Annotated in this window: 12 protein-coding genes; 5 read left to right on the top strand and 7 right to left on the bottom strand. The window is 70.6% G+C overall.

Annotation, left to right across the window (positions count from 1 at the left end; translation table 11 throughout):
* Window positions 1-45 precede the first annotated feature (45 nt).
* Complete coding sequence (locus tag OG972_RS31415) at window positions 46-690, bottom strand: response regulator transcription factor (protein ID WP_266987224.1); 645 nt, start codon at window positions 688-690, stop codon at window positions 46-48.
* A complete protein-coding gene (locus OG972_RS31410) occupies window positions 683-1,828 on the bottom strand; it encodes a GAF domain-containing sensor histidine kinase (protein WP_266987222.1) in 1,146 nt (381 codons plus the stop codon). Before OG972_RS31410 ends, OG972_RS31415 begins: the two co-directional genes overlap by 8 nt.
* Window positions 1,829-2,020: 192 nt before the next feature.
* On the opposite strand from OG972_RS31410, the gene OG972_RS31405 reads away from it, so the two are divergent.
* The 3 genes from OG972_RS31405 (at window position 2,021) to OG972_RS31395 (ending at window position 4,845) form a co-directional block, all read left to right on the top strand.
* Window positions 2,021-2,725 (top strand): SDR family oxidoreductase, encoded by a 705-nt coding sequence (locus tag OG972_RS31405; RefSeq protein WP_266987220.1) that lies wholly within the window; start codon window positions 2,021-2,023, stop codon window positions 2,723-2,725.
* Entirely contained in the window at window positions 2,722-3,810 is a 1,089-nt protein-coding gene (locus tag OG972_RS31400; RefSeq protein WP_266987218.1) for an S-adenosylmethionine:tRNA ribosyltransferase-isomerase, read from the top strand. Before OG972_RS31405 ends, OG972_RS31400 begins: the two co-directional genes overlap by 4 nt.
* A gap of 270 nt (window positions 3,811-4,080) precedes the next feature.
* A complete protein-coding gene (locus OG972_RS31395; protein ID WP_266987216.1) occupies window positions 4,081-4,845 on the top strand; it encodes a transglycosylase SLT domain-containing protein in 765 nt (254 codons plus the stop codon).
* A gap of 94 nt (window positions 4,846-4,939) precedes the next feature.
* On the opposite strand, the gene OG972_RS31390 is transcribed toward OG972_RS31395, so the two are convergent.
* Window positions 4,940-7,486, bottom strand: coding sequence for an FHA domain-containing protein (locus OG972_RS31390; RefSeq protein ID WP_266987214.1), 2,547 nt, complete (start codon window positions 7,484-7,486; stop codon window positions 4,940-4,942).
* Window positions 7,487-7,731: 245 nt separating this feature from the next.
* Here OG972_RS31390 and OG972_RS31385 point away from each other — a divergent pair, with 245 nt between their 5' ends.
* The gene (locus tag OG972_RS31385; RefSeq protein ID WP_266987212.1) at window positions 7,732-9,363 is read left to right on the top strand and encodes a streptophobe family protein; all 1,632 of its coding nucleotides are present in this window, start codon (window positions 7,732-7,734) and stop codon (window positions 9,361-9,363) included.
* Between the two features lie 253 nt (window positions 9,364-9,616).
* Window positions 9,617-10,879, top strand: a complete 1,263-nt coding sequence (serB, locus tag OG972_RS31380; RefSeq protein ID WP_266987210.1) for a phosphoserine phosphatase SerB — start codon at window positions 9,617-9,619, stop codon at window positions 10,877-10,879.
* Between the two features lie 76 nt (window positions 10,880-10,955).
* Here the strand turns inward: serB and OG972_RS31375 are convergent, their stop codons facing one another.
* From OG972_RS31375 to OG972_RS31360, 4 genes are all read right to left on the bottom strand, one after another.
* Entirely contained in the window at window positions 10,956-11,474 is a 519-nt protein-coding gene (locus OG972_RS31375; RefSeq protein WP_266987208.1) for a histidine phosphatase family protein, read from the bottom strand.
* Window positions 11,475-11,548: 74 nt separating this feature from the next.
* The gene (locus OG972_RS31370) at window positions 11,549-11,755 is read right to left on the bottom strand and encodes a hypothetical protein (RefSeq protein WP_266987206.1); all 207 of its coding nucleotides are present in this window, start codon (window positions 11,753-11,755) and stop codon (window positions 11,549-11,551) included.
* Window positions 11,756-11,924: 169 nt separating this feature from the next.
* Window positions 11,925-12,041 (bottom strand): SGM_5486 family transporter-associated protein, encoded by a 117-nt coding sequence (locus OG972_RS31365; protein WP_266987204.1) that lies wholly within the window; start codon window positions 12,039-12,041, stop codon window positions 11,925-11,927.
* 17 nt (window positions 12,042-12,058) lie between these two features.
* Window positions 12,059-13,351, bottom strand: a complete 1,293-nt coding sequence (locus tag OG972_RS31360) for an MFS transporter (protein ID WP_266987203.1) — start codon at window positions 13,349-13,351, stop codon at window positions 12,059-12,061.
* Window positions 13,352-13,355: the final 4 nt, after the last annotated feature.

The raw sequence follows: 13,355 nt of genomic DNA, 5'->3' as shown, positions 1-13,355 counted from the left end.
AGTATGAATCTCAGTCCGGAGGGAACCGCTCCGCTTCGGCGCTGATCAGCCCGCCACCCCGTGGCGGACGGCCCAGAGCGCCGCCTGGGTGCGGTCCGCCAGATCCAGCTTCATCAAGATGTTCGAGACGTGCGTCTTGACGGTCTTTTCGGAGAGAACCAGGGCCCGCGCGATCTCGCGGTTGGAGCGGCCGTCGGCGATCAGGCCGAGGACCTCCCGCTCCCGTTCGGTGAGGGTGCTCCCCCGGCCGGTCCCGGTGCCTCCGTCCTCCTGGGCGAGGAGAGCCCCGGCGACCTCCGGCTGGAGCAGGACATGGCCCGCATGGACCGAGCGGATGGCGCCGGCCAGCGCTTCCGGGTCGACGTCCTTGTACACGTAACCGGAGGCGCCCGCGCGCAGGGCGGGGACCACCGTCCGCTGCTCGGTGAAGCTGGTGACGATCAGCACCTTGGCCGGGTTGTCCAGTTCACGGAGCTTGCGGAGGGCCTCGATGCCGTCGGTGCCCGGCATCTTGATGTCCATCAGCACCACGTCGGGGCGGAGTTCCTCGGAGCGGGCGACTCCTTCGGCGCCGTCGGCCGCCTCGCCGACGACCTCTATGTCGTCCTGGATCTCCAGGAACGTACGCAGACCGCGGCGGACCACCTGGTGGTCGTCGACCAGCAGCACCCTGATGATCTTGTCAGCCACCGGGGACCTCCATCTCGATCGTGGTGCCCTTTCCGGGCGCCGATTCAACGGTGAGCCTGCCACCGACACCACTCGCGCGGTCCCGCATCGACACCAGACCCAGATGGCGGCCCGCCTGCCGCGTCGCCGTGGGCTCGAATCCGCTGCCGTCGTCCGTGATCCGCAGCACCGTGCCGCTGCCACGACGGGCCAGCGTGACGTCGACCTGCTCGGCGCCCGAGTGGCGCAGTGCGTTGTGCAGGGCCTCCTGGGAGACCCGGAGCAGCGCCTCCTCCTGGGCGGCGGGCAGAGCTCGTACGCCGAGGCTCTCGAAGGTGACCTTGGCGGTGTGGGCGCGGTCCAGGACCTGGACCTGGGTGCGGAGCGTGGCGATCAGACCGTCCTCGTCGAGCGCTGCGGGGCGCAGTTCGACGACGGCGGCACGCAGCTCATCCACTGCCTCCGCGGCCAGCGCGGCGACCTGCTGGAGCTCGCCCTTGGCGCGGGCCGGGTCGCGGTCGACGAGGGCGGCGGCTGCCTGGGCCGTCAGCCGCAGGGAGAACAGCTTCTGGCTGACCGCGTCGTGCAGCTCGTGGGCGAGGCGGGAGCGCTCCTCGGCGATGGTGAGCTCGCGGCTGCGCTCGTACAGCCGGGCGTTGGTGAGGGCGATCGCCGCGTGCTGGGCGAGGATCGACAGCAGCTCTTCGTCCTGCGCGGTGAAGCCGCAGCCGCCCTGGGGCTTGGGGCAGCGCTTGTTGGCGAGGAAGAGCGCGCCGATGATCTCGTCGCCGTCCCTGATGGGCAGGCCCAGGAAGTCGGACATGTCCGGGTGGGCGGCCGGCCAGCCTTCGAAGCGGGGGTCCTTGCGGACGTCGGCGAGGCGCTCCGGCTTCGCCTCGTGGAGCATCGCGGCGAGGATGCCGTGCTGCCGGGGCAACGGGCCGATGGCCTTCCACTGCTCGTCGCTGACGCCGTCGACGACGAACTGGGCGAAGCCGCCGTGGTCGTCGGGGACGCCCAGGGCCGCGTACTCGGCGTCCAGCAGTTCGCGGGCCGAGGCGACGATGGTCTTCAGGACGTCACGCACTTCGAGGTGGCGGCTCATGGCGAGCAGCGCGTCACTCACCGCTGCGAGGCCCGACGGTGGGCTGTGGCTCATGGCCTCACCGTACCGGCGGGGGTGGGGCTCCGGATCGGCCTGTGGACGGCCGGTGCCTAGGGCGTCGGCCCTAGGTCGAAGTGCCTTGCGGGGGTGCGGCTCGCGGACGAGGCGCGGGGCACGGCGACGTTCCTACGTTGGGGGGTGCCGAGGTCCATCGGTGATCGCCTAGGGAGCAAGGGGACGGTTGGCATGCCTGTCGCGATGATCACGGGCGCTTCGAAGGGACTGGGGCGTGCGCTGGCAGCCGCGCTCGCTCAGCGGGGCTGGGATCTGGTGCTGGACGCCAGGACCGCGAGCGCGCTGGAGGAGACGGCGAGGGAGCTGGCGGCGTGCGGGGCGCGGGTGGCGGCCGTACCCGGGGATGTCACGGATGCCGCACACCGCGGGGCACTGGTGGCCGCCGCCGGTGAGTTCGGCGGGCTCGATCTGCTGGTGAGCAATGCGAGTGCGCTGGGTGCGGAGCCGCTCGTGCGGCTCGACGCGCTGTCGCTGGGCGGGCTGCGGCAGGCGCTGGAGACCAATGTGGTGGCTGCGCTCGGTCTGGTGCAGGGGACGCTGCCACTGCTGCGGGCGTCGGCGGCGGGCTCGGTCGTGATGGTGAGTTCGGACGCGTCCGCGGAGCCGTACGAGACCTGGGGCGGTTACGGGGCGTCGAAGGCGGCGCTCGACCAGTTGGCCGCGGTGCTGGGAGTGGAGGAGCCGGGGCTGCGCGTGTGGGCGGTCGATCCGGGCGACATGCAGACCGATCTGTATGCGGCGGCGGTACCGGAGGACGAGGATCCGCGGCCGCGTCCGGAGAGCGTGGTGCCCGCGTTCCTGCGTCTGCTGGAGCGCCGGCCGGCGAGCGGACGGTATGCGGCGCCGTCACTGACGGAGACAGTGGTGGAGCTGTGACCGCCCTGGACGCATTGACGGTGCCCGCGGAGCTCTCGGCCCGGGTGCCGGCGGAGCAGCGCGGCGCGGGGCGTGATGACGTACGGATGCTGGTGTCCCGGGGTCGGGAGGTGTCGCACCATGCGTTCCGGGAGCTGCCGGGGCAGTTGCGGGCCGGGGACGTGCTCGTCGTCAATACGTCTGCGACGCTGCCCGCCGCGGTGAACGGGCGGACCGGCGGTGCGCGGGTGGTCGTGCACTTCTCGACGCGGGGTGACGACGGGCGCTGGGCGGTGGAGCTGCGCCACCCCGACGGGACGGGGGCGACGGTGCCGCGCCGCGGTGGGCCGACGGGGACGGTCGTCCAGCTGCCGGGCGGCTCGCGACTGGTGCTGCAGGAGCCGCTGGGCGGTGCGGCGGCGGGCGCCAGGTTGTGGTGGGCGCGGGTGTCGACGGAGGTGCCGGGGCTGCTGCGGCGGTACGGGCGGCCGATCCGTTACGGGTACACGGAGCGGGACCAGCCGTTGTCCGCGTATCAGACGGTGTTCGCGGTTCAGGCCCCCGACGGGAGCGGTTCGGCGGAGATGCCGAGCGCAGCGCGGCCGTTCACGCCGTGGCTGGTGGCCGCGCTGGTGCGTCGCGGGGTGCAGTTCGCGCCGCTGACGCTGCATACCGGGGTGGCGTCGGCCGAGGCGTACGAGCCGCCGTACCCGGAGCGCTTCGAGGTGCCGCGGACGACGGCCTGGCTGGTCAACGCGGCGCGGGCGACGGGCGGGCGGGTGATCGCGGTCGGTACGACGGCGGTGCGGGCGCTGGAGTCGTCTGCGGGCGCGGACGGGGTGGTGCGGCCGGCGGCCGGCTGGACGGATCTGGTGGTGACGCCGCAGCGCGGGGTGCGGGTGGTGGACGGGCTGCTGACCGGGCTGCATGAGCCGGAGGCCTCGCATCTGCTGATGCTGGAGGCGGTCGCGGGGCGGGCCGCGCTGCAGTGCGCATACCCGGAGGCGCTGCGGCACCGGTACCTCTGGCATGAGTTCGGAGACGTGCATCTACTGCTCCCTGAAACGGAGTCTCACGCTCCGAATTGCCGAAGCAACGATTGGTGAAGTTGTTACGCGGCCGATGTGAGGCCGCGCATAGGACCCATGTCACTTACGAAGCCGGCTAGTGGACGCATAAGGGCCACATGAGTGGTCATGAGCGCGGACCGTCCCGTTCGAGCGCTCCCCTGATCCACTACCCAGCTTCGTACGTCACTCCTTTGCCACGGGATTTTGCGGCCGCTAAGAATTGCACTCGTCCCCGACGGAGATGCGAACCCACGCTTCCGTCTCGTCCTCCGTGAGGACTCCAGCGATTCGAAGAGGTACGACTGAATGTCCGCGTCCAGCATCCCCAGCCGTATTCGCTGCCTGAACAAGACCCAGAAGCTCTCCGTGGCGGGCGTCTCCGCTGTCGCCGCCGCCGCTCTCTCGCTCTCCCTCGTCCCGGCCCACGCCGAGACGCCGGCCAAGCCGCAGACCGAGCCGCAGGCCGCTTCCGCCGCTCCGGTGGTCTTCAGCCTCGCCCCCAGTGCCCCGCAGGCCAGGACCATCCAGGCCAGCATCATCGAGCAGCACTCCACCGCCGAGAAGCTGGTGCAGGCCGCTGACGCGGCCAAGGCGAAGCGGGTCGCCGCAGCCAAGGCGAAGGCCCAGGCCGCCGCGAAGGCCAAGGCCGCCGCCAAGGCGAAGGCCGAGGCCGCCGCGAAGGCCAAGGCCGAGGTCGCGAAGCGGTCCACCCAGGTCACCACGCGCTCCGTCGCCCGTACTCCGGTCTACGCCAACAACCTGGACGGCTGGATCTCCGAGGCGCTGGCCATCATGAAGGCCAAGGGCATTCCGGGTTCGTACGACGGTCTGCACCGCAACATCATGCGGGAGTCCACCGGTAACCCGAACGCGATCAACGGCTGGGACATCAACGCCCAGAACGGCACTCCGTCCTGCGGTCTGCTGCAGGTCATCCAGCCGACGTTCAACGCGTACCACGTCCCCGGTACCTCGATGAACATCTACGACCCGGTCGCCAACATCACCGCCGCGGCCAACTACGCCGCCGACCGGTACGGCTCGATCGACAACGTCAACAGCGCGTACTGATCGACGCGGCACAGCACCGCGCACACGCATACGCCGAAGGGCGGCACCCGATCCGGGGTGCCGCCCTTCGGTGTTCCGTGCGCGGTGCCCACGTCTACTTGCGCATGACCTCGGGCTCGTGGCGGCGCAGCAGTCGCGCGACCGCGAAGCCGCAGATGATGCCGAGGAACAGCAGCACCGAGATGTTCATCCCCCACTGACCGGCCGTGTGCTCCCACAGCGGGTCCAGGTCGGTCGGGTTCTTCTGGTCCCACGGCGGCATCAGGTGCGCCAGGTCGAGCGTCGAGCCCGCGCCCGCGATGGCCCAGCGGGACGGCATCAGCCAGGCGAACTGCTCCAGGCCGGGCGATCCGTACACCTGGAAGAGGATGCCGGTGAAGACGACCTGGACGATCGCGAACATGACCAGCAGCGGCATGGTCTTCTCGGAGGTCTTCACCAGCGAGGAGATCACCAGCCCGAACATCATCGAGGTGAAGCCGAGCGCGGTGATCGTCACGCAGAGCTCGACGGCCGGCGGCATGATCAGACCCTCTTCGGGCAGATCGCGGGTGGCGAAGCCGATGCCGCAGATGATGACGCCCTGGATGGCCGTGATCACGCCGAGGACGATCACCTTGGACATCAGATAGGCGGAGCGGGAGAGGCCGGTGGCCCGTTCCCGTTCGTAGATGACGCGTTCCTTGATCAGTTCTCGTACGGAGTTGGCCGCACCGGAGAAGCACATGCCGACCGCGAGGATCAGCATGATCGTTCCGGCATCTCCGTTGAACCGGGACGGCGGCTTCGGCGGGGCCAGGCCGAAGTCGGCCGGGATGACCACGCTGACGATGCCGAGCACCGCCGGGAGGATCACCATCAGCCCCATGAAGCCCTTGTCGGACGCGATCACCGACACGTACCGGCGCATCAGCGTCCACAGCTGCGTCCCCCAGCCCTGCGGCTTCGGCGGGCGCATCTGCTGCGGGGGCGGCATGTGTACGGACTGTGCGGCGACGGCGTCGATGTCCGCGGCGTACATCTGGTAGTGCTGCGAACCGCGCCAGCGGCCGGCCCAGTCGTAGTCGCGGTAGTTCTCGAAGGCGGAGAAGACGTCGGCCCAGGTCGTGTAGCCGAAGAAGTTGAGCGCTTCCTCCGGCGGACCGAAGTAGGCGACGGAACCGCCGGGCGCCATGACGAGCAGCTTGTCGCAGATCGCCAGCTCGGCGACGGAGTGCGTAACGACGAGGACCGTACGGCCGTCGTCGGCGAGACCGCGCAGCAGCTGCATGACGTCGCGGTCCATGCCCGGGTCGAGGCCGGAGGTCGGCTCGTCCAGAAAGATCAGCGACGGCTTGGTGAGCAGCTCCAGGGCGACCGAGACACGCTTGCGCTGGCCACCGGAGAGCGAGGTGACCTTCTTGTCCTTGTGGATGTCGAGCTTGAGCTCGGCGAGGACCTCGTGGATCCGGGACTGGCGCTCGGCCTCGGTGGTGTCCGCGGGGAAGCGGAGCTTGGCCGCGTACTTGAGGGCCTTGGTGACAGTGAGTTCCTTGTGCAGGATGTCGTCCTGCGGGACCAGACCGATGCGCTGGCGCAGCTCGGCGAACTGCTTGTACAGGTTCCGGTTGTCGTAGAGGACGTCACCCTGGTTGGCGGGCCGGTAGCCGGTGAGCGCCTTGAGCAGGGTGGACTTGCCGGAACCCGAGGGGCCGATGACCGCGATCAGCGACTTCTCCGGGACGCCGAACGAGACGTCCTTGAGGATCTGCTTCCCGCCGTCGACCGTCACCGTGAGGTGGCGGGCGGAGAAGGAGACCTCACCGGTGTCGACGAACTCTTCCAGCCGGTCGCCGACCAGGCGGAAGGTCGAGTGACCGACGCCGACGATGTCGTTCGGGCCGATCAGTGCGGAGCCGGACTTCTGGAGCGGCTGACCGTTGACGTACGTGCCGTTGTGGGAACCGAGATCGCGGATCTCGAAGCGGCCGTCGGGTGTCGCGTGGAACTCGGCGTGATGGCGCGAGACCTGGAGGTCGGAGACGACGAGTTCGTTCTCCAGCGCACGACCGATGCGCATGACCCTGCCCAGGGCCACCTGGTGGAACGTCGTCGGACTGCGGTCCCCGTAGACCGGCGGAGCCCCCGCGGCACCACCGGGTCCACCCGCGGCGGGCGGCTTCGCCACGCCCTGCTGGTGCGGGACCTGAGGCTGCTGCGGCGCGCCCTGCTGCTGCCATGCCTGCTGCTGGTGTGCCGCGGGGTCCTGCTGCTGTCCCGGCCGGCCCGCGCCACCCTGCTGGGGCTGCTGAGCGGGGGCCTGCTGCGCGCCCGCGCCCTGACCGCTGTACACGTCGGCGGCGCCGCTGAAGCTCAGCCGCGGTCCGTCAGTGGCGTTGCCCAGGTGCACGGCCGAGCCCGGCCCGATTTCCATCTGGTGGATTCGCCGGCCCTGCACATAGGTGCCGTTGGTGGAACCGTGGTCCTCGATGAACCAACTCCGGCCCGCCCAGCTGATCGTGGCGTGCCGCCACGAAACCCTGGCGTCGTCGATCGTCAGGTCGCCCTGTGGATCGCGACCGAGGGTGTATGGCCTGGACGGATCGAGCGTCCAGGTCCTTCCATTCAATTCCAGTACGAGTTCCGGCACTCCGCGCCCCACTAGTTGTCCCCCGAGTTACCCCCATCACAGGGAGTCTAGGGATGCTGAACATCGTGGGGAACTATTCCAGGAGCAGTCACCGATACGAAAGTCGGGCGGGGTCAAGACCGAATCGAGACCTGCTGCGACGCACCGTTGACGGGGGAGAAACAGGCTCGGAGAGTGGGAAGCGCCCACGAGTGTGTACGGATCATGAGTGACCAGGTCAACTCAGGGCATCTCGGCGCGGATTGAGGGGGTCCCTGATGGCGAGGTACGCACGCGGGAGCAGGGGCGGCGGTACGGGGCATATCCCTTGGGGTGACGTGGTGTTGGCGGCCGTCGCCTCGGTCAGCTGGGCGATGGCCGGGATGGCGGGGACAGCGGCCCTCGGGCTGCATCTGCTCGGGGCCGACTCGGCCGGGTCGCTGGGACCGATGACGGCGGCCGTCGTGGTGCTGGGAGCGGGTGGATCGGTCTCCCCGTCCGGCAATGTCTCGGCGTTCGGGCTGGACGACGCCGAGGCGCACACCGCTCTCGCCGTCACACCGCTCGGGGTGGGGCTGGTCGGTGCACTGCTGCTCTCCTTCTTCTTCCTGCGGTCGCTGCGCGGGGTGGGAGCGGTCGCCTCCGGTGCCGAACTCGCGGTCCGCACAGGGGTGTTGACGGTCATGTTCGTCGCCGTACTCGGCGGGCTCGCCTGGGCAGGTCACGACGTCGTGACGATCGACGGCGGGGCGCTGGGGCTGGACGGGGTGCCAGGGGCAGGAGGGGGTGGCGGTCTGCCCGGCGGGCTCGGTGATCCGGTCGGGCTGTTGCCGGACCGGTTGGCGGATCTCGCCCGGGCGCAGGCACAGGTCGGGTTCACCGTCGACTCGCCCAAGTCCCTTGCGGGTGGCGCGTGTTGGGTGCTCGGAGTGCTGGTCATCGCCCTGCTCGCTTCGCGCCGCACCCCGTTGCCGTCCGGGCTGGCACGGTTGGACCGGACGGTGCGGCCTGCGGCGTCCGCGGTCGTGTCGGTGCTGCTGGTCGCGGTGGTCGCCGGGTGCGCGGCCGCGGCGTACGCGGCGGTCGGCGACGCCCACCCGAAGCGCATCGTCGGCGCCGCGCTGCTCGGGGCGCCGAACGGGGCGTGGCTCGGGGTGCCGCTCGGCCTCTTCGTGCCGTGGGACGGGCAGGCGACCGGTGAGCTGGCCAAGGTGCTGCCCGATCCGCTGGACGAGCTGTTACGGATGTCCGCCGACGAGCCGGTGACGGTCGGGCGGCTGGCCGGGCTGGACGGCCGGGTCTGGCTGCTGGCGGTCGCCGCCGCGGTGATGATGCTGTACGCGGGGGTGCTGGCCGCGACCCGCACGCCCCGGGGGGAGCTGACCGGGGCCGGGTTCGTGAGGCGGTGTGCGGTGCGGCTCGGCGGCGTAACAGCGTCGGCGCTGGCGCTCCTGGTGTGGCTGACGCAGGTGTCCGCGGATGCGTCGCTTTCGGTGCTGGGCTTCGACGCGTTCGGCGCCGGGATCGAGCTGCACGGGCGGACGGGGGCGGCAGCCTTGCTGGGTGCGGTGTGGGGTGCGGGCGCGGGTGGTGTGGGGGCGGCGGTGGCCTGGTTGGCGGGGGCGGTTCCGTCGGGGACGGGGCCGGCCGGCGGTGGCGGAGGCAGCGGTGGCGGTGGGGAGCCCGGACCGTACACACCGTCGCGGGTGTACCGGCCGTCGCACGACGAGACCAATCCGTATCTGCGTCCGTATCCGGATCCGGCGAGGGACGGGATTCACGGTGCGCCGACGGTGGCGGGGCCGATCGGTCCGCCCGTACGGCCGGCAGTGCCACCGCCGGGTCCCGGGCCCGGGCCGGGGGACGTGGAAGGGTTGCCGCCGCCGGGCCGGCCGTCCAGGGCCGGCTGACCGCGTTGTCCCCGACGGCCGGACGGGCCCGGGAGAGCGCCCGACCCCCGGACGGAGCGCCGCTTCATCCTGCCTTGAGGGCATGCGGGACCCCCGGGCTTGAATGGCCCGTCGCATCGGACACACGCCGTGCAGGGCCGCTCACTCCCGCCGGGGACAGGGCCGGGGCGGGTCGGCCGGGGACCGTTTCCGCTGTCCGGTCCGCGGGACGGGGGTTCGAGGGGGTGAGGGAGACCGATACGGTGGGAACACCATGAGCGCATCTCAGTCCCCTCAGTCCTCCCCGTCTCCCGAGCCCTCTGAGGCCCCTGAGTCCCGTCAGGGCACCGACACCCCCACCCTTCTCGTGAAGATCTTCGGGAAGGACCGTCCGGGAATCACCGCCGGGCTCTTCGACACGCTCGCCGCCTATGCGGTCGATGTCGTCGACATCGAGCAGGTCGTCACCCGTGGCCGCATCGTTCTGTGCGCACTGGTCACCACCCCCACCGCGGGCGGCACCACCGAGGGCGACCTGCGGGCGACCGTGCACAGCTGGGCCGAATCGCTGAAGCTGCAGGCCGAGATCATCTCCGGTACCGGTGACAACCGGCCGCGTGGATCCGGGCGCTCCCATGTGACCGTGCTCGGACACCCGCTGACCGCCGAGTCGACCGCCGCCATAGCGGCCACGATCACGTCGACCGGCGGCAACATCGACCGGATCTTCCGGCTGGCGAAGTACCCGGTCACGGCCGTCGAGTTCGCCGTGTCCGGCACCGGAACCGCGGAGCTGCGGACCGCGCTGGCGACCGAGGCCGCCGGCATCGGCGTCGATGTGGCGGTCGTGTCCGCCGGGCTGAGCCGCCGGGCGCAGCGGCTGGTCGTCATGGATGTCGACTCGACGCTGATCCAGGACGAGGTCATCGAGCTGTTCGCGGCGCACGCCGGCTGTGAGGACAAGGTCGCCGCGGTGACCGAGCAGGCGATGCGTGGCGAGCTCGACTTCGAGGAGTCGCTGCACGCGCGGGTGGCACTGCTGGCCGGGCTCGATGTGTCGGTGGTGGAGAAGGTGCGCGCCGAGGTGCGACTGACCCCCGGTGCGCGCACTCTGATCCGCACACTGAAGCGGCTCGGCTATCAAGTGGGCGTCGTCTCCGGCGGGTTCACCCAGGTCACGGACGACCTGAAGGAACGGCTCGGGCTCGACTTCGCCTCCGCCAACACTCTGGAAGTGGTCGACGGCAAGCTCACCGGACGGGTCGTCGGCGACGTCGTGGACCGGGCGGGCAAGGCCCGGCTGCTGCGCAGTTTCGCCGAGCAGGCCGGAGTGCCGCTGGCGCAGACCGTCGCGATCGGTGACGGTGCGAATGACCTGGACATGCTGAACACGGCCGGTCTCGGGGTCGCCTTCAATGCCAAGCCGGTCGTCCGCGAGGCCGCGCACACCGCGGTGAACGTGCCGTTCCTGGACACCGTGCTGTATCTGCTCGGGATCACCCGTGAAGAGGTCGAGGCGGCCGACGGTCTCGCCTGACCGATCGACCGCTCCGTGTACGCGGATGGGCCCGGCACCTCACCCGTGCCGGGCCCATCCGCGTACGACGTCGCGATCAGTCGTTCGGCGTCCAGTACTCGATCAGCTTGCCCACGCCGTGCTCCACGCCCTTCCAGGAGCCGGAGAACTCGACGACGGCGAATGCGGCGGTCGGGAATCCGCCGTGGGTCATCCGGGCCAGGGTGTCGCCCTCCGCCGATGCGGAGAGGGCGTCGGCGAGAGCGTGCATCCCTGGGTTGTGGCCGATGATCAGCAGGTTCCGCACTTCATCGGGGGTCCCGTTGATCAGGGCGATCAGCTCGCCGAGCGAGGCCTCGTAGAGCCGCTCCTCGTACACGGTCTTGGGACGCTTCGGCATCTCGTGTACCGCCAGCTTCCAGGTCTCGTGCGTCCTGGCGGAGGTCGAGCAGAGGGCCAGATCGACGACGATGCCGGAATCGACGAGTTTGCGGCCTGCCACCGACGCATCCTTGCGGCCGCGCTCCGCGAGCGGCCGCTCGTGGTCGGAGTCCTGCGACCATTCCGCCTTTGCGTGTCTGAGAAGGACGATCCTGCGAGGTGTATCGACGCTCATACACCTCAGCTTCGCATGAAATGCTCCGCCCGTCGCAGGGTGTTGAGGGGCTCCCCCGCTGTGGGTGAACGCCCTCAGAGGATCAGTAGGTCCACGATTCGCTGAAGCAACCGGCCGATCGCCGGGTCGCCCGTCGCCGCGTGCGCCTGGCCGGATCCCACGATCATCAGCAGGAGGGCCGCGAAGGCTACCGAGGGGAGCGCGATGGCCCACCACGGCAGCCGGATCTCGACCCCGGCCGACGCGGGGCGGGGGGACCGGGTGTACGTACGGGCCGACATGTCCGCCTCCGTGGGTCATCGGTTCTGATACCTGAAACCTACGGATCCGGCGGCGCCCGTCCCATCCGGTGACCCACCCACTTCACCCTGACCCTGGCCCCCTAGGGGATGGTGGTGCCAGCCCCACCATCCCCGGCGGGGACGTGGGGGCGTGGCACTCGGGCAGGTGTCAGGGAGAGGCGATCGAAGCGATCACTCCGATGATCACCGTGATCAGGAGCATCACTCCGAGCACGAGGAGAAGCTTCTTCTGACCGTTCTGGGGATTCGGATCGAGCACTGGCATGGGGCCAGTCTCGCATCTCAGCTTTCGTCCTCGATCGTCCGGTCCCGCCCGGCCAGAATTCCCGCCACCATCTGCGGCACCATGAGGCCCGCCATCAGCGCGATCGGCAGCCCCCACCCGCCGCTGTGCTGGTAGAGCACGCCGACCAGCAGCGGGCCGGGGATCGAGATCAGATAGCCGGTGGACTGGGCGAACGCCGACAGCCGGACCACTCCGGCGCCGCTCCGGGACCGCATGCCGATCATGGTGAGGGCGAGCGGGAAGGCACAGTTGGCTATGCCGAGGAGGAGCGCCCAGGCCCAGGCGCCGCCCGCCGGTGCGAGGTAGAGACCGGCGTAGCCGATGAGGCCGCAGGCGCCGAGTACGACGACGATCGGGCCCTGGTTCCGCATCCGGGCGGCGGCCCGAGGGATGACGAAGGCGAGCGGCACGCCCATGGCCATGGTCACGGCGAGCAGCACCCCCGCCGTACCGGCGGAGACCCCGGCGTCGCGGAAGATCTGCGGCATCCAGCCCATGGTGATGTACGCGGCCGTGGCCTGGAGGCCGAAGAAGCAGGCGAGGGCCCAGGCGGTGCGGGAGCGGGTGATCCGCAGGGCCGGGACGCCCTGGTGCTGCTGGGCGGCGGGCTGCCCCTGGGCGCCGCGCCGGTCCCGTACCAGCGGGATCCAGGGCAGGATCGCCGCCGCCCCGAGCGCGGCCCAGATGCCCAGACCGGCCTTCCAACTGCCGCCGAGCGCATCGGTCATGGGCACGGTGACGGCCGCGGCCAGTGAGGTGCCGAGGGCCAGCGCCATGGAGTACAGGCCGGTCATGGAGCCGACCCGGTCCGGGAACCAGCGCTTGACGATCACCGGCATCAGGACATTGCTGACGGCGATGCCCATGAGCGCGAGGGCGCTGGCGGCGAGAAACCCGGCTGTGGAGCCGACAAAGGGCCGGATCAGCAGTCCGGCCGTGATGGCGACCATGCCGGCGCAGACGACCGCGCCGGGGCCGAAGCGGCGGGCGAGGCGCGGCGCCATGATGCCGAAGACGGCGAAGCAGAGCGGCGGTACGGAGGTGAGGACACCGGCGACGCTGCCGCTCATGTGCAGCCCGTCCCGTACCTCTTCGAGGAGGGCGCCGAGGCTCGTGATGGCGGGGCGGAGGTTGAGCGCGGTGAGGACGAGACCGACGGTGACCAGGCGGAGGAGCCAGGGGGCTGGGCCTGCGGCGGTCGGCGGGGCCGGGGCGTCCAGGGGGATGTTCGCCGCGGTGGTGTGCCTGTTCAGGGTCAGGGGCTGGCGCTGGGTCTCGTCGTCGGGCATGGAG

Origin of the sequence: Streptomyces sp. NBC_01669 (assembly GCF_026339735.1) — a bacterium.
Taxonomy (GTDB): domain Bacteria; phylum Actinomycetota; class Actinomycetes; order Streptomycetales; family Streptomycetaceae; genus Streptomyces; species Streptomyces yanii.
The sequence above is the reverse complement of the archived record's forward strand: the minus strand, read 5'-3'. Positions and strand labels throughout refer to the sequence as shown.

Bases quoted from the DNA above. Each gene is read 5' to 3' on its own strand.
- OG972_RS31395 (WP_266987216.1), top strand. From the start codon at position 4,081: ATGTCCGCGTCCAGCATCCCCAGCCGTATTCGCTGCCTGAACAAGACC.
- OG972_RS31370 (WP_266987206.1), bottom strand. From the start codon at position 11,755: ATGTCGGCCCGTACGTACACCCGGTCCCCCCGCCCCGCGTCGGCCGGG.
- OG972_RS31410 (WP_266987222.1), bottom strand. From the start codon at position 1,828: ATGAGCCACAGCCCACCGTCGGGCCTCGCAGCGGTGAGTGACGCGCTG.
- OG972_RS31360 (WP_266987203.1), bottom strand. From the start codon at position 13,351: ATGCCCGACGACGAGACCCAGCGCCAGCCCCTGACCCTGAACAGGCAC.
- OG972_RS31375 (WP_266987208.1), bottom strand. From the start codon at position 11,474: ATGAGCGTCGATACACCTCGCAGGATCGTCCTTCTCAGACACGCAAAG.
- OG972_RS31385 (WP_266987212.1), top strand. From the start codon at position 7,732: ATGGCGAGGTACGCACGCGGGAGCAGGGGCGGCGGTACGGGGCATATC.
- OG972_RS31365 (WP_266987204.1), bottom strand. From the start codon at position 12,041: ATGCCAGTGCTCGATCCGAATCCCCAGAACGGTCAGAAGAAGCTTCTC.
- serB (WP_266987210.1), top strand. From the start codon at position 9,617: ATGAGCGCATCTCAGTCCCCTCAGTCCTCCCCGTCTCCCGAGCCCTCT.
- OG972_RS31405 (WP_266987220.1), top strand. From the start codon at position 2,021: ATGCCTGTCGCGATGATCACGGGCGCTTCGAAGGGACTGGGGCGTGCG.